Source organism: Rhodococcus sp. DN22, assembly GCF_036669995.1.
In the GTDB taxonomy this organism is placed as follows: Bacteria; Actinomycetota; Actinomycetes; order Mycobacteriales; family Mycobacteriaceae; genus Rhodococcus_F; species Rhodococcus_F erythropolis.
Genome location: NZ_CP133326.1, coordinates 4,848,204 through 4,872,022 on the forward strand (window position 1 = coordinate 4,848,204; position 23,819 = coordinate 4,872,022).

The 23,819-nt window shown below is 63.0% G+C and carries 21 protein-coding genes; 5 read left to right on the forward strand and 16 right to left on the reverse strand.

Annotated elements, in window-relative coordinates:
• The first annotated feature begins 27 nt into the window (after nt 1-27).
• Entirely contained in the window at nt 28-750 is a 723-nt protein-coding gene (locus RA302_RS22060) for a MerR family transcriptional regulator (RefSeq protein ID WP_030534937.1), read from the forward strand.
• Between the two features lie 4 nt (nt 751-754).
• Here RA302_RS22060 and RA302_RS22065 read toward each other — a convergent pair whose 3' ends face one another.
• A complete protein-coding gene (locus tag RA302_RS22065) occupies nt 755-1,402 on the reverse strand; it encodes a TetR/AcrR family transcriptional regulator (RefSeq protein ID WP_003940096.1) in 648 nt (215 codons plus the stop codon).
• A 77-nt stretch (nt 1,403-1,479) separates the two neighbouring features.
• Here RA302_RS22065 and RA302_RS22070 point away from each other — a divergent pair, with 77 nt between their 5' ends.
• Nucleotides 1,480-3,021 carry an MFS transporter gene (locus RA302_RS22070; protein ID WP_030534938.1) on the forward strand — a complete coding sequence of 514 codons (1,542 nt, stop codon included), beginning with the start codon at nt 1,480-1,482 and terminating at the stop codon, nt 3,019-3,021.
• On the opposite strand, the gene RA302_RS22075 is transcribed toward RA302_RS22070, so the two are convergent.
• Nucleotides 2,921-5,203 carry an ATP-dependent DNA ligase gene (locus tag RA302_RS22075; RefSeq protein ID WP_030534939.1) on the reverse strand — a complete coding sequence of 761 codons (2,283 nt, stop codon included), beginning with the start codon at nt 5,201-5,203 and terminating at the stop codon, nt 2,921-2,923. The two genes, RA302_RS22070 and RA302_RS22075, sit on opposite strands and share 101 nt — an antisense overlap.
• 115 nt (nt 5,204-5,318) lie before the next feature.
• Here RA302_RS22075 and RA302_RS22080 point away from each other — a divergent pair, with 115 nt between their 5' ends.
• Together RA302_RS22080 and RA302_RS22085 are read left to right on the forward strand one after the other, a co-directional pair.
• A complete protein-coding gene (locus tag RA302_RS22080; protein WP_050654722.1) occupies nt 5,319-5,591 on the forward strand; it encodes a WhiB family transcriptional regulator in 273 nt (90 codons plus the stop codon).
• A 65-nt stretch (nt 5,592-5,656) separates the two neighbouring features.
• Nucleotides 5,657-6,562, forward strand: coding sequence for a transporter substrate-binding domain-containing protein (locus RA302_RS22085; protein WP_030534940.1), 906 nt, complete (start codon nt 5,657-5,659; stop codon nt 6,560-6,562).
• Between the two features lies 1 nt (nt 6,563).
• Here the strand turns inward: RA302_RS22085 and RA302_RS22090 are convergent, their stop codons facing one another.
• From RA302_RS22090 to RA302_RS22145, 12 genes are all read right to left on the reverse strand, one after another.
• Entirely contained in the window at nt 6,564-8,216 is a 1,653-nt protein-coding gene (locus RA302_RS22090; RefSeq protein ID WP_338478017.1) for a substrate-binding domain-containing protein, read from the reverse strand.
• A 120-nt stretch (nt 8,217-8,336) separates the two neighbouring features.
• A complete protein-coding gene (locus tag RA302_RS22095; RefSeq protein WP_003939735.1) occupies nt 8,337-8,768 on the reverse strand; it encodes an SRPBCC family protein in 432 nt (143 codons plus the stop codon).
• A gap of 74 nt (nt 8,769-8,842) precedes the next feature.
• Nucleotides 8,843-10,480 carry a cation acetate symporter gene (locus tag RA302_RS22100; protein ID WP_003939876.1) on the reverse strand — a complete coding sequence of 546 codons (1,638 nt, stop codon included), beginning with the start codon at nt 10,478-10,480 and terminating at the stop codon, nt 8,843-8,845.
• A complete protein-coding gene (locus RA302_RS22105) occupies nt 10,477-10,839 on the reverse strand; it encodes a DUF485 domain-containing protein (RefSeq protein WP_003939976.1) in 363 nt (120 codons plus the stop codon). The genes RA302_RS22100 and RA302_RS22105 overlap by 4 nt, the downstream gene beginning before the upstream one ends.
• A gap of 162 nt (nt 10,840-11,001) precedes the next feature.
• Nucleotides 11,002-12,753, reverse strand: a complete 1,752-nt coding sequence (locus tag RA302_RS22110; RefSeq protein ID WP_030534942.1) for a cation acetate symporter — start codon at nt 12,751-12,753, stop codon at nt 11,002-11,004.
• A gap of 10 nt (nt 12,754-12,763) precedes the next feature.
• Nucleotides 12,764-13,135: a membrane protein gene (locus tag RA302_RS22115; protein WP_003939880.1), complete on the reverse strand. Its 372-nt coding sequence runs from the start codon at nt 13,133-13,135 to the stop codon at nt 12,764-12,766.
• A complete protein-coding gene (locus RA302_RS22120) occupies nt 13,132-13,962 on the reverse strand; it encodes a LytTR family DNA-binding domain-containing protein (protein WP_202425847.1) in 831 nt (276 codons plus the stop codon). The genes RA302_RS22115 and RA302_RS22120 overlap by 4 nt, the downstream gene beginning before the upstream one ends.
• Nucleotides 13,963-13,974: 12 nt before the next feature.
• Entirely contained in the window at nt 13,975-15,192 is a 1,218-nt protein-coding gene (locus tag RA302_RS22125; RefSeq protein WP_030534943.1) for a histidine kinase, read from the reverse strand.
• On the reverse strand, nt 15,189-15,575 hold the full coding sequence (locus RA302_RS22130; protein WP_007727762.1) for an MmcQ/YjbR family DNA-binding protein: 387 nt from the start codon (nt 15,573-15,575) through the stop codon (nt 15,189-15,191). The genes RA302_RS22125 and RA302_RS22130 overlap by 4 nt, the downstream gene beginning before the upstream one ends.
• Before the next feature lie 4 nt (nt 15,576-15,579).
• Nucleotides 15,580-16,797 (reverse strand): lipase family protein, encoded by a 1,218-nt coding sequence (locus RA302_RS22135; protein WP_030534944.1) that lies wholly within the window; start codon nt 16,795-16,797, stop codon nt 15,580-15,582.
• Nucleotides 16,798-16,812: 15 nt separating this feature from the next.
• Nucleotides 16,813-18,459 carry a Na+/H+ antiporter gene (locus RA302_RS22140; protein ID WP_003939739.1) on the reverse strand — a complete coding sequence of 549 codons (1,647 nt, stop codon included), beginning with the start codon at nt 18,457-18,459 and terminating at the stop codon, nt 16,813-16,815.
• Nucleotides 18,460-18,580: 121 nt separating this feature from the next.
• Nucleotides 18,581-18,772 (reverse strand): antitoxin, encoded by a 192-nt coding sequence (locus tag RA302_RS22145; protein WP_003940164.1) that lies wholly within the window; start codon nt 18,770-18,772, stop codon nt 18,581-18,583.
• A 180-nt stretch (nt 18,773-18,952) separates the two neighbouring features.
• Between RA302_RS22145 and RA302_RS22150 the strand changes: the two genes are divergently transcribed.
• Nucleotides 18,953-20,095 (forward strand): GGDEF domain-containing protein, encoded by a 1,143-nt coding sequence (locus tag RA302_RS22150; protein WP_003940053.1) that lies wholly within the window; start codon nt 18,953-18,955, stop codon nt 20,093-20,095.
• A 6-nt stretch (nt 20,096-20,101) separates the two neighbouring features.
• On the opposite strand, the gene RA302_RS22155 is transcribed toward RA302_RS22150, so the two are convergent.
• Nucleotides 20,102-22,606, reverse strand: a complete 2,505-nt coding sequence (locus RA302_RS22155) for an HAD-IC family P-type ATPase (RefSeq protein ID WP_030534945.1) — start codon at nt 22,604-22,606, stop codon at nt 20,102-20,104.
• A gap of 76 nt (nt 22,607-22,682) precedes the next feature.
• Nucleotides 22,683-23,798, reverse strand: coding sequence for an MBL fold metallo-hydrolase (locus tag RA302_RS22160; protein WP_030534946.1), 1,116 nt, complete (start codon nt 23,796-23,798; stop codon nt 22,683-22,685).
• Nucleotides 23,799-23,819 lie beyond the last annotated feature (21 nt).

A 23,819-nucleotide genomic window follows, 5' to 3' on the forward strand; every position in this document is an offset into this window, starting at 1 on the left:
GTGAAAAGCCTCAATCGGAGGTGATCAGTGCGGCCCATCGACCTTGCCCGTGAACACGGGTTGTCCGCACAGGCGATCCGCAACTACGACGATGCCGGCATCCTCCCTCCGACCGAGCGCAGCACTTACGGCTACCGGCGATACACCCCAGTGCACGCGCAAGCCCTGCGCACTTTCCTCGCATTGCGCGGCGGTCACGGGCACCAGCGGGCCACGGAAATCATGCGGGCAACCAACCAGGGCGACACCGAGTCCGCCTACCGCCTGATCGACAGTGCGCACGTGACGCTGCTCGCCGAGCGAGGAACTCGCACCGAGGTAGCCACAGCGCTGGGGACTCTGTCCACCATGGCACCGGCACTGGTGCACGGTCCAGCGCTGACGGTGGGTGAGCTGGCGCGCCGTCTCGGCGTTCACCCGGCGACACTGCGCACGTGGGAAGAGCATGGCATCCTGCGCCCCGAGCGCGAACAGGCAACGGGTTATCGCGAATACGGTTCGGAGTGTGTGCGCGACGCCGAGATCGCACGGCAGCTGCGGCGCGGTGGCTATCGGCTGTCGCAAGTCGCCCAGTTTCTCGATTCGCTGCGCGAGGCCGGCGGAGCAGACGCATTGTCAGCGTTCCTCGAATCCTGGCAGGACCGGCTGACCACACGCAGTCGCAACCTTCTCGCCGGCGCGGCTCAGCTCGATGCCTATCTCACGATGCTGGATCAGACCTCGCCTGGTTGCCGATCAGCAAACGGTTGAGGCGTCAGTTCACAAGCCGCGCAAGGCTCCTCACCATCTCACCGACGGTGTCGGTCGACGGCCACGGGAATTCCGGAAGATCGGCCCGCAACATCACCTGTCCGTGCAGCGAAGTCCAGATCGATACCGCATCGACAAAAGTGTCTGTGCTGGCCGACCTCCCAGCGGCGACGCACGCGTCGAGGTTGGTCACCAGCGTGTTGAAGGCGGCCAGTCCTCGCGTATCCGATTGTGGTGACTGACCTTTCGGCCTGGACCACCCGAACAAGACCCGATACCGAGCGGGCTCGGAAATGCCGAACTCGACGTATGCCGAGCACCCGGCATACAGACCCTCGACCGGGTCGGGGTGTGCGGAAACGGCGTCGGCCACGGCGAGATGCAACTGCTCCAGCGATTCGGAGACCACCGCTTCGACAATGGCATCGCGATCGGAAAAGTGTCCGTAGATAGATGGTGCGGATATCCCGACTTCGCGAGCGACTGATCGGAGCGTCACCGCCTGATCCGATCCGGTGCGGGCGATGAGCGTCGCCGCTGCGGCGACGATCTCTCCGCGGAGCCGTGCGCCGCTTCCTCTCGGATTTCGGGCGCGAGTACTCCGAGAACCACTCGTCCCAGTTTCATCGGCATCTTCGGAAACATCACTCACCCGACAAACTTTACACATGTAAGGCGAGGGGGTACGTTCTCATCACTAAACATTCGTAAGGTTACATTCGTAAGGACATGATGAATTCCCTCGACCCCACTGACCGGCGACGATGGGCAGCATTGGGCGCCCTCTGCACATCCCTCGTCGTAGTCACGATCGACAACACCATCCTCAACACCGCTATCCCGACCCTTGCCCGCGAACTGCGGGCGACCACCGTCGACCTGCAATGGATCACCAACGCATACACATTGGCGTTCGCCGCCTTGCTCATCACGGCAGGTGGACTCGGCGCGAGATTCGGTCACCGTCGGATACTTCTGACCGGCCTCACCTTGTTCGCTCTCGGGTCAGCCTTCGCTGCCCTCTCTCACACGTCGTTGCAGCTGATCGGCTGGAGAACAGTGATGGGGGCAGCCGCCGCACTGGTCATGCCGGCGACGCTGTCACTTGTCGTCTCGATGTTCGCCCCGCACGAGAGAGGCCGGGCGATAGGAATCTGGTCTGCAACCGCCGGACTGGGAATCGCGATCGGCCCCGTGGCCGGTGGCGTACTTCTCGAACATTTCAGTTGGGGAAGCGTCTTCTGGATAAACGTCCCACTGGTCGCCGTTGTGATAGCCGCGACGGTTTCTCTTGTGCCCTCAGTAGGAGGAATGATCAAGGGTTCCTTCGACATCCCCGGACTCCTGTTGTCCGCCGGCGGACTGGCTTTGATCGTGGATGCCCTCACCCAGGCAAGCCTTCGCGGATGGTCGTCGCCCATCACGGTGCTGGAGATCGTCAGCGCAACAGCACTTCTCGCCGGGTTCGTCTGGTGGGAGCTGCGGGCCCCGGCGCCGATGACAGACGTGCGCATCTTCACCAGCCGAGTGTTCAGCATCTCCAATGCCATCTTGGCCGTAACGTTCTTCGCCCTTTTCGGAGTTCTCTTCACGTACACGCAATACCTCCAATTAGTTCGTGGTTACGGTCCATTGGTCGCCGGCGTCGGTGCAGTTCCGTTTGCGATAGTGATGGCGACTGTCGCCTCCAGCAGCGATCGTATGGTCGGCCGATTCGGCGTGCGCAGTTCGATCGCGAGCGGTCTCGCAGTCATGTCCGCGGGACTGTTGGTCTTGTCGATCGCAGCAGATAGGTACGCACCGTTCGGAATCCTGGCTGCGATCATGGCACTGGTCGGCGCGGGGATGGGGTTGGTCATGGCTCCGGCCACAACCACGTCGATGTCTTCGGTTGCGCCCCAGCAGGCTTCGATGGCCAGTTCGATCAACAGCGTCGTGCGAGAGTTGGGTGGAGTTCTGGGCGTCGCCGTCATCGGGACGGTCGTAGCCACCGTTTTCCGGTCCCGCTTCGAACCCGGAGTCGACACTTCCACAGCCGATCCGGCGCAGATCCATGCCGGCGCTCCCCCCGCGAGTGCCTTGACCGACGCAGCGAACCAGGCTTACACCTCGGCAATGAGTACCGGAATCCAAATCTGTGCCGCAGTCGCGTTCGTCGGTGCGTTGGCCGTCATTGCACTGATTCCCGCACCACGTCGCCCGGTTTCTTGTCCTCCCGCAGACCTCGCCAACTCGGATGACGCAGACGCTCGGTCTTCGTCCAATCCATGAACCGCACCTCACCGACGAGTTCCGGTTTCACCCACACTGCTCCCTTGCGGTCGTCGGCGGGCAGTTCCTCCCCGAACGGACTTTCCTTCTGACGCAGCGGTTCCAGTGTCGCAAGTAAAGACTCCAAGTCGCGATCACTGAAGCCGGTACCGACGCGTCCCACGTAGGTCAATCCATCCTCACCCGGAATTCCCATGAGCAGCGCCCCGATCCCCTGTGCTCGATTGCCCTGCCCGGTGCGCCACCCTCCGATCACCACCTCTTGAGTGCGCCAGTTCTTCACCTTGATCCAACTCGACCCACGCCGCCCCGGAAGGTAGACCGATGCACGACGTTTGGCGACAATCCCTTCCCATCCGGCATCGGTACTCACCTCCAACGCGTTCTCCGCCGTGCCCTCGATCTGTGGAGGTACCTCGAGCTCACCGACCTTGCCCGCCAACGCATTCAACACGGTGCGCCGGTCCGAGTAGGATTTCCGCAGCAAAGACACTCCGTCGAGGTACAGAAGATCGAAGGCCAGGAACACCGGCTCCCCACCTCGCTGGAGAAGACCGAAATCGGTGCCCCCCGCGTCGTTGTACGCCACCACTTCACCGTCGAGAACCACGTCATGACCGTCCAGCACCTCGGCCAACCCGGCAAGGGCGGGATAGTCCCCGGTCTTGTCGTTACCCGCGCGACTGCGAAGTGACATTGTGCCCGAATGATATTCGAGAATCACTCGGATCCCGTCCCACTTACCTTCGAAAGCCCACTCCTGCGAGTCGAGACCTTCGAGCGTTCCAGCGGTGGCAAGCATCGGCTCGAGATTCTTGGGAAACTCCGTTCCGAAACTCGCGTTCTGATCCTTCATCAGATGCATCAACCACTGGTCACCCTTCGTCCGGATCAGCGCGAAGCGTCCCTGCACCCGTTTCCCACTGAGGCGCACGATCACCTCGTCTTCACGCCACTTCTCGGTCTCGTACGTCCCGGAATCCCAAATCGTCATCGAACCGCCGCCGTACTCCCCCTTCGGAATCGTGCCCGAGAACGTGGCGTACTCGAGCGGGTGATCCTCGGTGTGCACGGCCAACCGATTCTCTCCGGCACTGGTCGGCACGCCCTTCGGAACAGCCCAGGACACGAGCACACCATCCCGCTCCAGACGAACGTCGTAATGCAATCGTCTGGCGTGATGTTCCTGAATCACAAAGGTATTGCCCGCTGTCTCCTTCGTCACCGCAGCAGGGATCGGCTCCGGCGTCCGGTCGGCCGACCGCTTGTTGCGATAGTGCGTCAACGTGTCGGCTACAGCCGCCGAGACCGGCGGATCCAGATCGCCCAGCAGATCACCATCGGATTCGACGCGCTCCAGAACCTCGTCGAACAACAGATGCCGTAGTTTCGGATCGTCGAGTTCGTCCCAACTGCGCGGCGCGGCAACATAGGGTTGATCGCGACCGCGCATCGAGTACGGCGCAATGGTTGTCTTGGCTGCGTTGTTCTGACTCCAGTCCACGAAAATCTTGCCTGCCCGCACATTTCGAGCCATCGTCGCGGTGACGAGATCCGGGTGAAGCTTCTCGAGTCCGGTGGCGATCTGCTTGGCGACAGTCGACGCACCGCTGCCGTCCAAGGCTCGATCCAGTGGAACGTAGAGGTGAATTCCCTTGCTACCACTGGTTACCGGATAGGCAGTCCACCCCAGAGTTGCGACCAGATCTCGAATCGACCTCGCCACCTCGGCGCACTCGGTCAATCCGACGCCTTCGCCCGGGTCGAGATCGAATACCAGCCGTGTCGCCGGACCACGCTCGGAACCGTCGAATCGCCATTGGGGAACATGCAATTCGAGTGCGGCCTGCTGCCCCAGCCACGCCAGGGATGCAACGGAATCGAAGACCGGGTAAGTGACGACACGATCAGAATGTTGCAGCGACGCACGCGTGAGCCACTGCGGGGCAGACGACGCCAGGTTCTTCTCGAAGAAGGACTGACCGTCCACGCCATTGGGCCAACGCTTTCGAGTACCCGGTCTACCGACGACATGCGGAAGCATGACTGCGGCGATACGGGTGTAGTAGTCGATGACTTCGGCCTTCGTGGTGCCGCTCTCGGGGTAGAGAATCTTGCCCAGATTGGTCACGGACACCGTTGTGCCATCGAGCGTGATCTGACCCCGATCCGTCGTTGCCATCTCCTCATTGTGCTGGATAGCGCTGCGTCTGGCAGTAGAAATCTGATGGATCGGAAACCTGCCGCTGCGCCAGGCCACGGGCAAGACTGGATTCTCGATGGGAGAGGAGACCACGATGACAGTTCGCAGTTCCGTGGAGCCGTTGGTGGACAACAACTGGCGGATGTTCGCCACCTGTAAAACAGTGGACCCGGCGGTGTTCTATTCGCCGGGTGAAGAGCGCGGACGCAATCGGGCTGCACGGGAGAGTTCCGCGAAGCAGGTGTGCTTCCGCTGCCCGGTCATTCGGGACTGCCTGACCTTTGCACTCGACACCGCTGAACCACACGGAGTATGGGGTGGGACGACACCGTCGGAGCGCCTTGCACTACGACGCTCAGCTGCGTGAACTCCGCTCACACGAGACCCCCGTCACGTCCGTACCGGACAAACAGGCAAGATGGCCTTGTGCCTATGACACGACGCGCTGTTGCCGTGACCGCGATCTTCGCTTGCTCGATCTTGTTGGGCTCGTGTTCGTCGCAGCCGGAGGCACCTGCGGCAGCGGACACCACGACCACGGTTCCCGAGGCATTCACCAAACTGCCCTCGACCACCGCCGTGGACAAGTGCGGACCCCAGAGCGGGACCACCCTCGAAGACGGTGTCTTGACCATCGCCACCGATTCGCCGGCGTACGCGCCGTGGTTCGTCGACAACACTCCGTCCAACGGCAAGGGCTTCGAGGGGGCGGTGGCCCGGGCCGTCGTCGACAAACTCGGGTACAACGCCGATCAGGTTCGCTTCACCACGGTCGCCTTCAACGACGCACTGAAACCAGGCCCCAAGGATTTCGACTTCGACGTCAATCAGTTCACGGTTTCCGGGGATCGCCGCGAGAACGTCGACTTCAGCTCGCCGTATTACGCAGTGGCGCAGTCGGTGATCGCCTCGCGCGGGAGCAAAGCCGCTGAGGCAAAGAATCTTGCGGATCTGGCCGGCTACCGTTTGGGCGCTCAGACCGGTTCCACCAGCCTCGCGGCGATCACCGACACGATTGTTCCGACCACTGCGCCACGCGAGTTCGCGACCACGGACGACGCGAAAGCTGCGCTGGCCGCGGGCGAGATCGACGCATTGGTCGTCGACATCCCGACCGGATTTCACATCACCGAGAACGAACTGCCCGGGTCGGTCATCGTGGGTCAGTTTCCGCGGCCCAACGCGGTCACCGAATTCTTCGGGTTCGTGCTCGAGAAGAACAGTCCTCTGACGGCGTGCGTCTCTGCCGCCGTGGATGCGCTCTACGCCGACGGCACCCTCGAGAGACTCGCAACCGAATGGATCACGGACAGCGCCGACGCGCCAGTCCTCGAGTAGTTCAGCCGGCGCGCCCACTGATCGCGCCGACGAAGACCTTCGGGATGTCTGCCGGTGTCGGAGCGAAGTGACTGTTACCGCCGGTGAGAGTCGAAATCTGCTCGAGCACATCGGTATCGGCATCATCGGTGACACCGATGGTGATGATCGGTACCGGCCGCGTCGGGTCCTGCTCGCGAGTCAGGGTGTCGAGAAGTTCCTGCAGGGCGATACCCGACGGATCGTCGTTGGCACCGTCGGTAAGCAGAATCACCGAATTGATCGAGGCCGGATCGCAGGACTGTTGCATGGACCGATACGCGGCGAGAACGCTGTCGTACAAACCTGTTCCGCCGCCGACGATCGAAGAGAGGTTGTCGATCCGAGACAGCAGTTTGCTCCGATGATCCGTGCCACCTTCAGTTGCATCCATACGGGCGACAGGTTCGAGTTCGCGGTAGTCCGTCCCGTCACCGAGGTCTACGGAGAACGCCCAGAGACCCAATTGTGCGTTGGCAGGAAACATTCGGATCGCGATGTCACCGGCCTGCGCCGTCGCGGCCATTCGAGTGACCCCGTCCTGCATGTAGTCCATGGACCCCGAGACGTCGACAACTGCCAGCGCGCGGGAAGGCCTGGACAGAATCTCGTACCGCGCAAGCGCTTTGGTGACCACAGACGGATCGGACGGCACCAGCGAGCCAACCTTTCCCACTCCACCGGCTACCGGTGGGGCCTGATCCGCGCCGCGGAACCCGAGGCCGGCAAGTACGGAGCGCCCGGTGTCCGATGTCAGCGCTGCCGCCAGCAGTTTGCCGGCGTCGGCCGCCGACGAGTCTGCACCCACACTTGCCATCGGGTAGTCCATGAAGACCGAACCGGACGACGGTACCGACGCGGTGAGTCGACTGTCCGCATGTGCGGCGAGATAAGCCTCGAAGGTCTGCTCGGTCGTCACCGCGGTCCCGCCGTCCGCGTCCACGGTTTGGATGCGTGCGGTCGAACCGGTTTCCTTCAGATTTCTGTACTGCGCTTGCGCCACCGGGACCAGGGCTGCCGAAATGGACGTGAGGTCACCGCCCCGCGACTGGGCCTCGGCAAAGGCTGCCACGATCGGTGCGCTGGAGACGGCACTGGTGAGGGGATCGCCGATGTGCAGTGCTGGACCGCCGAGGACATCCGTCCAAGCGGCGGGTGCCTCGCTACCCGGCGCCGAGACAGTGACAACAGGGGTGGACGCGACCGAGTTGCTGATCCGGCGAATCTCCTGCCCGCTAGCCGAAACCTTGTCCAGCCATTCGCTCGAATCAGGGATCCACAGTGCGGGCGCCGAACCGTCGGCGATCGCCGCGACGGTGAGCACGGGATCTTGCGGCGTCACGCTGAGCGAGCTGCACCCGAGTTCCGTAGCGGGGATGGCAGCGGCGACAGCTTCGAGTCCCGAGGCGATCGACGGATCGGCGGCCACGGTCACGGTCCCCGGGTTCTCACAGCTGGTTGCCGTCGCAGCTGTGACAGCACCCACACCGAGTTCTCCCTTGTCGCTGACGCTTTTGAACGTCACGGCGAATGCTGCGGTTCCACCGACTGCGACTACTGCCAAGAGTCCGATCAGAACCTGCACGGATCGAGGCATGGACGCAGGTGGTGCGCCGTACCCATGACGAAACGACATTGATCGAATCCTTTCCGGCGGGACCCGCATCAATAACCAACCGATGCCCGGTTTATCCCGCCGAAAAGAATCCTAACTCATGTTAGCGGTGAAGTAGCTCGATGTGGAAATCTCTACAACTTAGGTGTAGATCTGGACAAACTGGGCCAGCGACTTCTCCACATCGCCTTTGAGCGCCCGCGCCACACTCGAACCGATCGGGCCGAACAACGGCGCGCCGCCCAACTCGACTGTCAGCGCGAGTTCCGACCCGTCGCCCTTTGCCTTGACGTCGAGTTCGAGACCGAGCTTGACCCCGCCCTTGCCGTCTCCCTTGAGCGAGATCGCCTTCGGGACGTCGTACTTCTTGATGGTCCACCGAACGCGGTTGCGCAGGCCCTTCACGGTCACGACCGAGCTGATCTCGGTGCCGACACCCAGTTGTTCGGGAAGTTCACTGCGCCATCCGTCGTGAACCACGAGCCAGTTTTCGTATCCACTGAGATCGGACGCCTTGTCCCACACTTCCTGAGGAGGAAGCGGAACGTCGATTTTCACTGTGAGCTTTGCCATGGCAGAACAATAAGCCCCGTGCGCCTTTTCCGTAACCAGAGGTACCAGAAAGACGCACGGGGGCTTTGCCCCTCTTAGTGGCTGACAGCCTTTTCGACGCCGACGCCGGTGAGGGAGCGAACTTCCATCTCCGCCTGCTTTGCCGGATCTTCGATCTTGTTACGTCCGATGTACGTACCGACGATGCCGAGGACGAATGCCAGCGGAATCGAGACGATGCCGGGGTTCGAGAGCGGGAACCATGCGAAGTCGGAGTTCGGGAACATCGACGACGGCTTGCCCGACACTGCCGGGGAGAACACGATCAGCGTCAAGCAGCTGACTAAACCGCCGTAGATGCTGAAGAGCGCACCGGTGGTGTTGAACTTCTTCCAGAACAACGAGTAGAGCAGGGTGGGCAGGTTCGCCGAGGCCGCCACTGCGAAGGCGAGGGCCACCAGGAAGGCGATGTTCTGCCCCATCGCCATGATGCCGAGAACGATGGAGACGAGTCCGATGACCACGACGGTGATTCGAGAAACTCGAACCTGCTGCTCCTCGGTTGCGTTGCCGCGCTTGATGACACTGGCGTAGATGTCGTGAGCGAACGACGCAGAAGCAGTGATCGCGAGACCGGCAACGACGGCGAGGATGGTCGCGAACGCCACCGCGGAGATGATGCCGAGGAAGATGGTGCCACCGAGCTCGAAGGCGAGAAGCGGAGCGGCCGCGTTCTCCTTACCAGGCGCTGCCAAGATCTTGTCCGGTCCGACCATGCTGGCCGCGCCGTAGCCGAGAACCAGTGTGAACAGGTAGAAGGCACCGATGAGCGCGATCGCCCAGGTCACCGAGCGGCGAGCTTCCTTGGCAGTGGGCACCGTGTAGAAACGCATCAGCACGTGCGGCAGGCCCGCGGTGCCGAGCACCAAAGCGATTCCGAGAGAGATGAAGTCGAGCTTCGTCATTCCGGAAAGACCGTACTTGGCACCGGGGCCGAGGATGTCGCGTCCCTGCACACCCTTGGTGGTGGAACTGTTGACCATGTCCTGCGCATTGGCGAGCAACTGAGAGAAGTTGCCGCGCACTGCCCACAGAACGAGTACGAACATGATTCCGGCTCCGGCAACCAGCAGAACTGCCTTGACCATCTGTACGTAGGTGGTGCCCTTCATGCCGCCGACCAAGACGTACACGATCATCAGCACACCCACGATCGCGACGACGATCGACTGTCCCACCTTGCCGTCGATGTTGAGCAGCAGCGCGACAAGTCCACCGGCGCCGGCCATCTGGGCAAGAAGATAGAAGAGGGAAACCGCCAGAGTGGACAGGGCCGCCGCCATGCGCACCGGACGCTGCTTCAGCCTGAAGCTCAGGACGTCGGCCATCGTGAATCTGCCCGTGTTCCTGAGCAATTCGGCGACCAGGAGCAGTGCAACCAACCAGGCGACAAGGAAGCCGATGGAGTACAGGAAGCCGTCGTAGCCGTACACGGCGATCGCACCTGCGATACCGAGGAACGATGCCGCCGAGAGGTAGTCACCGGCGATGGCGAACCCGTTCTGCGGGCCGGTGAACTGCCCACCGCCGGTGTAGAAGTCGGACGCCTTCTTGGTGGTCCGGCTGGCGCGGATCACCAGCGTCATGGTCACGACGACGAAAGCGAGGAAGATCGCGATGTTGAAGGCTGGGTTTCCTACGTCCGTTCCGGACGCGGCGAGTGTGGTGATCACTGTGCGGGACCTTCCAGTTCTTCACGGATGGCGGCGGAGCGGGGATCGAGCTCACGACCGGCGAACTTCACGTACCACGCGGTGATGGCGAAGGTCGTGACGAATTGCCCGAGGCCGAGGATGATGCCGAGATTGATGTTGCCGAGGACCTTGGTGGCCATGAAGTCGTGGGCATAGGTAGCCAGGACGACGTACACCGCATACCAGAGCAGGAAGAATGCAGTGATGGGGAAAACGAACTTGCGCAGACGCGTTCGGAGTTCCTGGAATTCGGGACTCGCTTGCATGTCTATGAATGCCTGGGCATCCGGGGTGCGTCGCTCTTGCGGCGACCCCTCACTGATTTCTGCTGTGGACACTGCCGGCTCCTCGCCTCGCGTGTGAAGTGAACTATGCACAGACGTTAGTGAGATCGGAGTCACATGAAGACGCTGTGGCGCCAGTCACACGGTGAGCAGTCGCGCGCTGCGCCGAACGGTCAGGCAGGCGCGACCAACGGCAGAGGGTTCGGGCGGTGAAAGTCAGGGTTGGCGGAGATCGTCTTCGCGATCGGAGCCCATTCCGAGACGTTCCGGGGCGTGCATCCGCGTGAAGATTCGCGCAATATCTGCCGGTATCTGCTTCGACGACACCTTGCTCACGACGATCATCGTGAGGAACGCCAGCGGCACGCTCACCGCGGCCGGGAACGCGAAAATGGCTGCCGGCCAGCCACCGAGGACGTCCTCCGACAAACCACCCAGGACGGCGACAGTAGCGGCAGTGCCCGCAACACATCCACCGACAACCATCCCCGCCCCCGCGCCGACGGCAGTCAGACCGCGCCACCAGATACCCAATACGAGCAGTGGGCAGAGCGTCGACGCAGCGACTGCGAACACCAAACCGACGGTTCTCGAGAGGTCGACCGACACCACCGCCAGCGACAGCACGAGAGGAACGACCCCGGCCAGTAGCGCTGCAATACGGAAGTCTCGAACTCGACCACGGAGAACATCGGTACTGACGACGCCGGCGATGCTGACGAGCAATCCGGACGACGTCGACAGGAAAGCGGCGATGGCACCGGACGCCACGAGGGCTGCCAGCAGTTGTCCGCCCCACCCCGAGAACACCGAGCCCGGCAACAGCAGCACCGCCGCGTCAGAGGTGCCGGTGATCAGAAGTTGCGGGACGTACAGTCGAGCGAAAACACCGAGGAGTGTCGGAAACAGGTAGAACACGCTGACCAGACCGACAACGGCGAGCGACGTCAGACGGGCTGCCCGGCCGTCGGGGTTGGTGTAGAACCGGACGAGAACATGAGGAAGGCCGAGCGTTCCGAGGAAGGTCGCGAGCATCAGCGAGTACACCTGGTACATCGGGTGCGGCCCACCGAAACCCCAACCCGGGGTGATCCAGTCAGAGTTCTGCGCGGGCGCTCCGGCGACGACAGGGACAGCGGCTCCCGCGTCGAGGACCATGGACATGCCTTCACCGAGAGTGTGCTCCCCCGGCCCCAGGGTCATCGTGCCTTCGACCGCTCGCCCGTCGACTGTGCCGCCGCTGACCGTCACCGGCTCGGACACCTGGACGACGACGTCGGTGGTGATGTCGACGGTCGTCGCAGTGGTGACCGTCGGCGGCATCGACGCGCCGACGTCGTGGTGATCGCCGAAGAAGTAGAAGGTCAGTGCCACAGCGGGAATCGCGACGGCAGTCAGTTTCAGCCAGTACTGGAAGGCCTGAACGAAGGTGATCGAGCGCATCCCGCCGCCGACGACGTTGGCGATGACGATGACCCCGACAGCAACGCCGCCGATCCAGCTGGGAACCCCGAGCAGAATGTTGAGCGTCAGTCCCGCGCCTTGGAACTGTGGAATCAAATACAGGATGCACACCATCGCGACGACGAGCATTGCGAGCTTGCGCAATCGCGGTGAGCCGAGACGGAATTCGGCGAAATCGGGGACGGTATATGCACCGGAACGCCGAAGCGGTGCTGCGACGAACAGCAGCAGGGCGAGGTATCCGGCGGTGAATCCGATGGGATACCAGAGGGCGTCGGCGCCGTACTTGGCGACCAGCCCCGCAACACCGAGAAACGAAGCAGCAGAGAGGTACTCGCCGGAGATGGCCGTCGCATTCCACCGCGCGCTGACGGTTCTGGACGCGACGAGAAAGTCCGAGGTGGTACGAGCGAGCCGAACGCCGTAGATTCCGATAGCCACGGTTGCCACGGCCGCCGCAACGATGCCGAGCACCGTCAGCACCGGGATAGGTTGTCCTCCCACAGCGCCGCGCTCAGTCGTCCACGATGTCGTTGAAGTCCTGCTCGTTTCGCTCCGCACGACGCACGAACACCCAGCCTGTGGTCAACAGCAAGGGATACACGGCGCCGCCCATTACGAGCCACGGCAACCGGATGCCAAGGACTGCGACCTCCGACAGCGTCGGGAAGAGATGCGTCAGAAGCGGCACCGCACACAGGAGTCCGGCTGCGACGACGGCAAGGCGAATCGCCAGTCCCAACTGCGCGCGAACGAGACCGCGGATCATGGCGTCGCCGACTTCGGTCTGTTCCTGCACCTCCACCCGCGTTCGCACGATCCGTGCGCCACTACGTTGCGCCAACACAACGCGCTCACGCTGCGGAGGATCGGACTGCGACGTCACCGCGACAACCAACTCTGCTTGGGCGCACGAACCAGTCGATCCTTGAGTTCACGGGTGTGTCTGCGGCTGACCGGAAGCTCGACGGGAGGCTTGTCACCGTGCGGGCGCAGACAGACCACCAATCCACTGCCTACTGTGCGGATGCCGGTGACCAGCGCCAGAGACACCAGGTAGGAGCGGTGCACACGCAAGAAGCCCGCGTCGGCCCAGCGTGATTCGAGCGTCGAGATCGGGATGCGCACCAGGTGCGACTTTCCAGCGGTGTGCAAACGCGCGTAGTCCCCGTCGGCTTCCACCCACTCCACCGAGGAACGCTGAACGAGCGTCGTGACACCGCCCAGTTCCACCGGGATCACCTCGTCCGTGGGCGCAGCTTCGGGTTTGCTCTCACTCTTGGTGCGCCCGGCGAGCCCCACGATCCGCTGAACGGCCTGAGCGAGACGCTCCTCCCGGAGCGGTTTGAGTAGGTAGTCGACGGCGCCGAGATCGAATGCGTCAACCGCTCGATCGTCGTGCGCTGTCACGAACACCACGGGCGGTGGCGTCGCGAAATTGGAGAGGATGCCGGCCAGTTCGAGACCGTCGAGTCCGGGCATGTTGATGTCGAGAAACACCGCGTCGATGCTTCCACCGCGCAGTATCCGCAACGCTGTCGTCGCATCCGATGCCGTGTGAACGTGCGCCACCGAGTCCTCGGCGCGCAGCAAGAAGGCCAGCTCGTCGAGGGCTGGTTTCTCGTCGTCGACGGCAAGGACGGTCAGCTGGGCATCAGTGTCAGTCTCGTTCACAACAGGTCCATGTTCCCACGACGGTTTCAGCCTGATCATCGAAGGCGAGAATCAGACGTGAATACCCTGCTTGAACTTGGGAACACGCATGCTGACCTTCGTACCGGCACCCGGCGCTGTCTCCACCACGAGTCCGTAGTCGTTGCCGAACGCGGCACGAAGTCTGTCGTCGACGTTGGCCAAACCGACGTGAGCAGCTTCTCGTGCGCTGGGTCGCCCCGATCCCGACTCGATGGCGTCGAGCGAACCGGAGCGCAGTAGTTCGGGGTCCATCCCCACACCGTCGTCCTCGACGCTGATGATGCAGTCCGGTCCCTCGTCCGCAGCCACGATGCTCACGGTCCCGCCCTCCGGCTTACTCGAAATGCCGTGACGAACCGCGTTCTCGACCAGCGGCTGGAGGGCAAGGAAAGGAAGAACCACGTTGAGCACTTCGGGTGCTATCTGAAGGCGGACGTTCAGAGCCTCCCCGAATCGCGCGCGTTCGAGGGTCAGGTAACGATCGATGTTGCGCAGCTCGTCGGCAAGCAGGGTGAACTCACCCGCAGATCGGAACGAGTACCGCGTGAAGTCCGCGAACTCGAGGATCAGTTCTCTGGCCCGCGCCGGATCGGTTCGAACAAACGATGCGACCGTGTTGAGCGCGTTGTAGATGAAATGAGGACTGATCTGTGCGCGCAGGGCACGCACTTCGGCTCGATCCAACAGGGCTCTGGACGCGTCGAGGTCGGCGAGTTCGATCTGACTGCAGGCATATCGTGCGACCTCGGTGACCGCTCCGAGCATTCCCGGCCACGGGTCCTCGCTGGTGACGATTCCCAGTACGCCGACCACGCCGATGTCCTCGATCAGCAGGGGCTGAGCGATCAGCGCTCGCACATGGTGATCGCTCGGTCCGCGCACCAGGTCCGAGTGCGTGACGAGTACCCGGCGTTCGCCTTCGATCGCACGAATGGCGGCGTCATGGAATTGTTCGGACAACGCTTCGTGACGGCCGTCCCACGCCAACAGGTTTCCCGACGCGTCTGCCAGGCCCAGACCGGAGCCGCCGGTCAGCTCGCGTAGGTGAGGCGCCGCCTCCGCGGCCGAATTCTCGTCGAGTCCACGCCGAAGTGGCCGCGCGGCAAGCGAAGCCGTATGGAGAGCGGCATGGACTGCACGTTCGGTGGGGGTGGTCACCTCACGTCTGGTGCGCATCCACACAGCCGTCAGCGCCCCGGCCACTGCGAGAATCAGCACGCTGAGAAGCGCGACCACGGCCGGACTCAAGGCGAGTCCTCGTCCAGTTTCCGTATCAGTGTTTTCGGAGCCACCGTGCGGTACGCATCTTCGACGACGTCGGCTACGTCGTTCCAGAATTTCTCGTCCTCGGTCTCGTCGGCACTCGGAACGTCGAGGTACACGCCGATCCATCCCCGGCCACCCACGTACGGAGGGACGAAGAACCTCGACGGGTCACGACTGACCCAATCTGCCTGCGCCCCAGGTGGGGCCGCGGCCCAGATCGCGACGCGATCGTCGTGGTGGTGATCTGCCATGGTGACGAACTGCGGCGCCTTGCGCACGAACCACGACGCTTCACCGTGGCTGACCCGCTCGGTCGCCTCCGGCAATGCCAGTGCAAGAGCGCGGATTCGCTCCAACGGCGTCATCGATTCACGACCCGCAGGTATTCGGTGCCGGAACACCTGCAAATCGATCCTTCACCCACGCGACAGCTCCCGGCACAGCGGCGCCGTCCGCATGACCTTCACCCGGTCGCGCCTGGAATTCGATGACGTCACCGTCGGCGCAGGCGCGTTCGACTGCCGCCTCGGTCCATTCCGGACGGATCAGGTTGTCATTGGTACCGACGACTACGTACATCGGACCGCTCGCGCGTTGACGGGGAAGAGCAACATCGCTGAGCCACGCGTGAATTCGGTCCGCATCCTCGGCGGTAGCCGGCCGCGTGTCGGCGGGCGTCACCTTTCCGACCAGACCCAACTTCTCCGTCGCCCGAGAGGTCAGGCACGAGGTGAGCAGGTCGTAGTTCTGCTCGAATGCGCCGCGCACGTAGTCGGTTCGTTCGAGGTCCGGATGGGTGAGGGACAGCCCTTCGAGTACATAGGGCAGCAGCAGTTGCTGAGGCAGTGACAGATTCACCTCGGAATCACTCGAGATGATCGGCGAGATGTCCGCTGCCGGGGACAGGTTTGCTGCACCGACGAATTCGAGTCCGTCGCCGTAGGTGTCGGCTTCCTCGGCTGCCGCCCAGGATGCCTGCCCGCCTTGGGACAGCCCCAGAGTTGCCCAACGAGTCGAGGTGTCCGGAACGACGTTGCGCGCCGCTCGAACCGCGTCGATGACGTTGAACGCCGCGGTGTCCGGTTGCAGGTAAGGATGCGGGTCCGGAGTGCCGAGGCCCTCGAAGTCGGAGACAGCGACCACGTATCCCGAGTCGAGGAACGGCGCGACCAGGCCGATCGTGCCGAACAGGGTCGGCGAGGCCGACGGCGCGCAGTCGTCCGAAATACCCGTCGTGCCATGGCCGATGGAGACGATCGGCCAACCGCCCTCCGGCGGAGTTCCAGGCGGCGTGAACACCGTTCCCGACACCTGAGTCTCTCGGCCGTCGATACCGGAGGTGGAGCCGTACAGGATTTTCACCGCGCTTGCTCCGGACGCCGCCACTTCGGCTGTGCTGGTGAAGGGTTCACTGTCGAACACGACGCCACGTTGCGCACTGCTCTCGACCGACGGGGTTGTCGTGGTCGAGGTGTCGGTGACGGAGACATCCGGCGAGGCATCCGATCCGCAGCCGACGCTCACGAGAAGTGCGCTCGCCACCACGACTCCCCAGACTGCGCGAACCCTCGAACTCCGAACAGTCATACGCAGTGTTCCCCTCTATTTGCCTGCACCGCTACCTGCTCGGCGACGCCTGACACGTTCCTCTGCTGCGGCCTCTTCGATGTCGAGTCCTTCCAATACGGTACGCAATACCTCGTCGTCGAGATCTCCGTCGTCACGTGCGGCGATCAGCGCAACTCGTTGCGAGCGCAGTGACTGATGCCGGAACTTGTCGAACAGAGCTCCCGCATTCCACAAGGCGGCCTCGCGATCGGCGTCCTCGTCGACCTCCTGGAGTTGAAGCCTCGCCTGCATCGAGCGTCGTACGCGTTCGACGATCGCCTGCAGTTCCTTCCCGTCGATCCCCGGCGGAGGGTGCGCGGCCGCGTCTGCCAACGCCTTCTCTCCCGCCTTGCGAGAAATGTTGCGGGCCAACTCCATCTGTTCCTGCGTGCGCAACTGCTCGTAAGGATCCGCGACGTCGAGGCGACGGATCATGAACGGCAAGGTAGATCCCTGGATGAGCAATGTCCCGACCGCGACGATGAACGCGATCGCCTGGATGACGCCGCGTCCGGGGAACGGCTCGCCGGACGAGAGTGCAAACGGGATACCGCCGGCCGCAGCAAGAGTGACGACGCCGCGCATTCCCGCCCACGAGACCACCAGATTCTGTTTCCACGTCAGTTGATTCTCGCGATCACGGCGCAGGGTTACACCGAATCGCACACGCGAGTAGCTCAGGAACAGCCACACCGGCCGAATCACGATGACAACGGCCAGGACTGCGAGACCGTACGCGAACACGTGAAGCACCGGAAGTCCGTCGGCGACAACATCGTCGATCACGAAGCTCAGCTGGAGCCCCATGTACGCGAAGACGAACATCTCGAGAAGAGTGTCCAGGCTCGACCACACCGAGCGCTCCTGCAATCGCGTCATGATCGACGCGTCCGTCGAATAGTGCCCGATCACCAGACCAGCGACCACAACGGCCAGAACACCGGACGCGTGTAGTTCTTCGGCGGCCAGGTAGGCAGCGAACGGAAGCACCAACCCCAAGCCGGTTTCCAGTGGAGAGTCGTACATGCGGGCACGAACGAACTTGACGACAAACGCGAGCACCAAGCCGACGACAACGCCGCCGATCACTTCGTACGCGAAGAACAACAGGGGCGAATCGGTGGCAATTCGCGTTCCGGTCACTGCTGCGACGGCGACGGTGAAGAGCGTGAGCGCGGTGGCGTCGTTGACGAGCCCCTCGCCCGTCAGGATGGCGATCACCCGTTTCGGGAGCCCGAGCTTCTGACCGACCGCCACCGCGCTGACGGCGTCGGTCGGCGCGATCACGGCCCCGAGCACCAGGGCGGCGCCGATCGTGAACTCGGGCACCATCCATTCGGCGAAGAAGGCAACCACGAACGCCGTCACCAACACCATTCCGACGCCGAGGCGCAAGATCGGGGCCAAGTTGCGTTTGAAGGTCGCCACCGAGAATTTCAGAGCGGCCGAGTAGAGAAGCGGCGGCAGGACCACACCGAGAATGACGTGGGGATCGAGTTCCGGCCGCGGCATACCGGGTATGAAGGATGCGACCGAACCTACCGTCACCAAAACCAGCGGAGCCTGCAGGTTTCGTCGATTGGACAGCCCGGTGACTGCGATGGCGGCAATGACGACCAGCAGAATCCAGGTGAAGTTCACGCGTTCATTCTGCCCGCCGACCCTGGGAGTTCACCTAGCGGACGCACAGAAGCCCGCAACCTTTTCGGTGACGGGCCCCTGAGCAACGGTGCTACCGAAAAACGGTATGCCGAATCCGGTATTACTGCTTTTCGGGAACAGCCTTCTTGGCGGCCTCAGCTGCCTTGTCGATCTGATCGCCGTACTTGTTGCCGGTCTTGTCGTCGGCGATGTCGGCGACCTTGTCGATAGCGTCGTGAACCTTGTCGGAGTTCTCCGCTGCGAGCTCCTGGCCCTTTTCGACCAATCCCTTGACGTTGTCCAAGAAACCCATGTCCGTGTCCTCTCCCGGTGCTGACGCACATCCTTCGGCGGAATCGTTCCTCCGCGCCCTTCGATTCTCACAGGTCGACGGCCTCTGCGCCAGAAAGCAGGTCCGTGCGTTCGAGCCGTGCGCAACTCGAGGTAGCGTTAACCCGCCAATAGCTGATTGACCACCCATCGACATCGACAGGTGCCCGGTTTGAATGCAGGACTGCGCGGGACGGGGAGCGACCCCTACCCCACGCGTGAACTGCTGTCCCGGTGGTGGTCGGATCGCACCGATTACACCTGGCTCCCCCGATTCCTCGACACTCGCGGGCTGACCGTTCCCGGACGCAAATTGGTCGCGGTGTGGTGTTTTCTCTTCGCCCTGATCGCGGCGACCATGCAGTTGAGCCGCTTCGGTTCCGACACCGCCCTGGCGCGGTCGATCTTCGCCCTCGGAACTATCAGTGGCGCCTATGCGGGCTACCGCTGGGCGCGTAATGAATCGTGGCCAACTTGGCGACAATCCGTGGCCTTTGTCGTCTGGGCCGACCTGTGGCTCGCCGTCACTCTCTTCTTCGCCGTACGCACCGCTTTCGTCGGAACCATCGGCTGCATCTTGTTCATCATGATCGGCTTCTATGCGGCGATAGTTCACAGCCCTCGCGTTGCCATCAGCCACATCGGTTGGGCTCTTGCTGTCTGCACGACGCTCGCTGCCATGGCGATGTCCGAGCCGGTCAACGACGACTGGGTGGTCGTGAATCTCTATCTGATGGTTGCTGGTGTGGTTTTCTCCACCGCATGGATTCTGCAGATCGTCTGGCTGCGCCTGACCGACGACGCACGCAACGCCCACCGGGACTACCTCACCGCGACACTCAATCGCCGCGGACTCCAGGACGAGGCACAGCATCTGCTGCGCAGTGATCGAACGCAGGCTCTGATCGCACTACTCATCGACGTCGACTCGTTCAAAAACCTCAACGACACACACGGCCACGTCGCGGGCGACGACGCGTTGACCGCTGTCGCCGACCGCCTCATCGCTGCCGCCGGACCCGATGCGGTGGTGGCTCGAATCGGTGGAGACGAGTTCGTCGTCCTGCGCGGAGTCGATCGAGGAGACATCGAGCAGGTCGCCACCGAGATACATTCGGCGGTCTCGTCCGACTCCGATCCCTATCCTGTGTCCGCCAGTACCGGCGTCAGCGTCTATCTGAGTCCCGAGACGGACTTACCGGATCGAGCTGTAAACGAACTGATCGAGCACGCAGACAATGCGATGTACCGAGCCAAGAAGCGCGGCGGCGATCGCATTGCCTGGGTGCAGATGTTCAGGCGCTGAAACTACTCACCCACTGTGGGCATGGTGATGCTCGCCGGGCAGGTCGTCGGGTGTCGCGAACATCTTTCGTTTCTCCCCGTGCAGGCGTGCGCTGATCCACCACGAGAGTTCCACGAGTACAACGCCGATCGCGCCGAGGGTGATCGCGAGCGTCGTCGCAGCGACGTTGCTCGGATCCAGTTTGAAGAACTCGCGGGTGAACGGCAGCGCGAACAGGATGAGGTATCCGGCCACCGACCCGCCGATCAGAACGAGCTTCCACCAGACGTACGGCCGAGCCACGACGGCCAGAACCCACACGGCGATCATGATCAACGTGATGAGCGCACTGGTTCCGGCCTGGATCTTCTGGGTTTCCGTCTGGTCCGGGCCTTGGTAAGCCAATACGTAGGAGATGAACGTGGTGATGCCGATGATCAGGCCCGACGGCAACGCCAGACGCATCACGCGCGAGACGAAACCGGTTCGCGCGCGCTCGTTGTTGGGTGCCAGAGACAAGATGAAGGCCGGGATACCGATCGTGAACCACGCTGCGATCGTGACGTGGCGGGGCAGGAACGGGTACGGCAGCGGTTCGAAGTCGAATACCTGGGACAGGACGCCGGTGATGCCGATCAGGAACGCAAGCACCACCGAGTAGACGGTCTTGGTCAGGAACAGATTCGACACACGCTCGATGTTGCCGATCACTCGGCGGCCTTCCGCGACGACGTACGGGAGCGTCGCGAACTTGTTGTCCAGCAGCACGATCTGGGCCACGGCTCGGGTAGCCGGGCTGCCCGACCCCATCGAGACTCCGATGTCGGCGTCCTTGAGGGCGAGCACGTCGTTGACGCCGTCACCGGTCATCGCGACGGTATGTCCGCGAGACTGCAAGGCCGCGACCATTTCCCGCTTCTGATCCGGTCGCACTCGACCGAACGTCGTTGCTCCGTCGAGAGTGTCCGCCAGCTTTTCCTGATCGCTGGGCAGCTCTCGCGCGTCGATGGGGCGGTCGCCGCCTTCGAGTCCGAGGGATCCGGCAACGGCGCCGACGGAAACCGCGTTGTCGCCGGAAATGACCTTGACCGCGACCTTCTGGCTGGCGAAGTACTCCAACGTCTCCTGGGCGTCCGGGCGCACTTTCTGCTCGAGCACGACCAGAGCTTCGGGGGTGACGGTGCCAGGGGCGTCGGCGTCGTCGACGGGGAGGTCGCTGCTGCCGAGCATGAGGACACGAAGTCCGCTCGAACCCACTTCCTCGGCCTTGCGGGCCATTTCCGAGTCGGGATCGAGCAGCACGTCCGGGGCACCGAGTACCCAGTTGCCGTGACTGCCGTACGACTGGCCGCTCCACTTCTTCGCCGAGGAGAACGGCGCCACCGCTGTCGCTTCGCCCCACCCGGAGTCGTCGGAGAGAGACTCGCGAATCGCCAGGACACTCGCGTTGGGGCGAGGGTCGGACGCGGCCATCGCGCTCAACGCGGACTTGACCGCAGTCTCCCCCGATCCACCCGGTGCGACGTCGACCTCGGACAGGCGCATGCCGTTCTCGGTCAGCGTTCCGGTCTTGTCCGCGCACACCACGTCGACACGGGCCAGACCCTCGATCGCCGGCAACTCCTGAACGAGGCACTGGCGCTTGCCCAACCGGATCACACCGACCGCAAATGCAATGGACGTCATGAGCACAAGGCCTTCGGGAACCATCGGAACCAGAGCTGCCACCATGCCGTTGAGTGCCGGTCGGATCGGCAGGCCGATCGTGAAGAGCTGATTGAAGATGATCAGCGCACCCGCCGGAATCATCAGGTAGGTGATGAACTTCAGGATCTTGTCGATGCCGCTGCGCAGTTCGGAATGCACGAGGGTGAACTTGCTCGCCTCTTCGGCCAGCTTGGCCGCGTATGCATCGCCGCCGACCTTGGTGGCGCGGTATGCACCGCTGCCCGCGGCAACAAAACTGCCCGACAACACTTGCTGGCCACTCGCCTTGTGAACCGGATCGGCCTCACCGGTGAGCAGCGATTCGTCGACCTCGAGTGCAGCCGAACTGACCACCTCACCGTCGACGACTATCTGGTCACCGGATCCGAGTTCGATAATATCGTCGAGCACAACATCTTTGGGCACCATCGCCACGGCGACGCCGTCACGCCTGACCATGGGCTTGGCCTGACTCACGATGGCCAGAGCGTCGAGCGTGCGCTTGGCGCGGATCTCCTGGATGATGCCGATACCGCTGTTCGCGATGATCAGCAGTCCGAACATGCCGTCGATGATCGAACCCGTCGCGAGCACGATCACCAACAACACGGTCAGGATCGCGTTGATGCGAGTGAAGACGTTGCCGCGAATGATGTCCTTTACCGAGCGGGACGCCCGGTCCGGTACATCGTTGGTTTGTCCCGACGCGATCCGGGCCGCAACCTGATCGGCGGTCAGACCGCGGGCGACGTCGACGTCGTCCGGCAATCGCTCAGGCGCTACCGCCACTGCTGTCTCTTCTGAACTGGTGTGCTCGTGAGCCATGGTCAAAGATTACGCACCCGGAGCAACTAATCAGGGTACGACTCGACAGGCAACCACGTCCGCGACACTTCGCCGCTCAGCCCAGCGGTATCCACCACTTCGACGGCGGTGTCGGTGACAACGCGTCGATCCTGCCGCCCGGCATCGGGACCGACACTGTTGTGCCCGCATCTGCAGCCGACTCGTCGAGGCGAATGATCGGCTCCGACCACGAGTGAAACGCGAGGTTGAACGTCGCCCAGTGAATCGGGACGAAGACACCGCGCGACCCGTCGCCCTTGTTGAGGTCGATGTGCGTCTGCACTGCCTCTTCCGGATTCATGTGGATGTCCGGCCAGCGCACGTCGTACGCACCGACGGGGAGAAGCGTCAGATCGAAAGGCCCATAGGTTTCACCCAGCTGTTCGAAACGTGATGTGTATCCGCTGTCACCACCGAAGAAGACCCGGTGCTTCGGCCCGGCGAATACCCACGACGCCCACTGGGTCGTGTTCCGGACAAGGCCACGACCGGAGAAGTGACGAGCCTCCGTGCACGTGAGGACCAGGTCGCCGATCTTGGTCGACTCGTCCCAGTCCAGTTCCACGATCCGGTTCTCGGGCACCTTCCAGTGCCGCAGGTGCGCACCGATACCGATCGGCACGACGAACGGGGCGGTCTGTGTACGAGTCAGGGTCTTGACCGTAGCCATGTCGAGATGGTCGTAGTGATCGTGAGAGATGACTATCGCATCCACTGCAGGCAGTTCGGTCAAAGCCACCGGAGTGGGGTGCATGCGCGCGGGACCTACTGTGGCCGAGGGTGATACGCGTTCACTCCACACCGGATCGGCGAGAACGCGGTAGCCGTCGACCTCGACGAGAACGCTCGAATGGCCGTACCACGTCACCGCCGCGTCGCCGGCTGCCGCCGGTGCCAGCGGAGTGGCCAACGGAATCGGCTGACGCGGCCGACCCGTCGACCCTCGCGTGGCCATCGACTTGAACATTCCGACATCGGTGCCCGGAACCAGTGTGCTGCTGGGCTCCGAGTTGTGGAACTGGCGGTCCCGGTATCGCGGGGACATCGCCGCATACGGTTGCACCGTGTTTCGCGAGGCCCCGATCTGCGTCGGGATGCCCCATGCGGCTCGCGCCACCCACCCCGTCGCCGCGGCAACAGCAGCAACTCCGAGAACCGTCGTCTTCTTCATTCAGACGAGCGTAGCCACTAT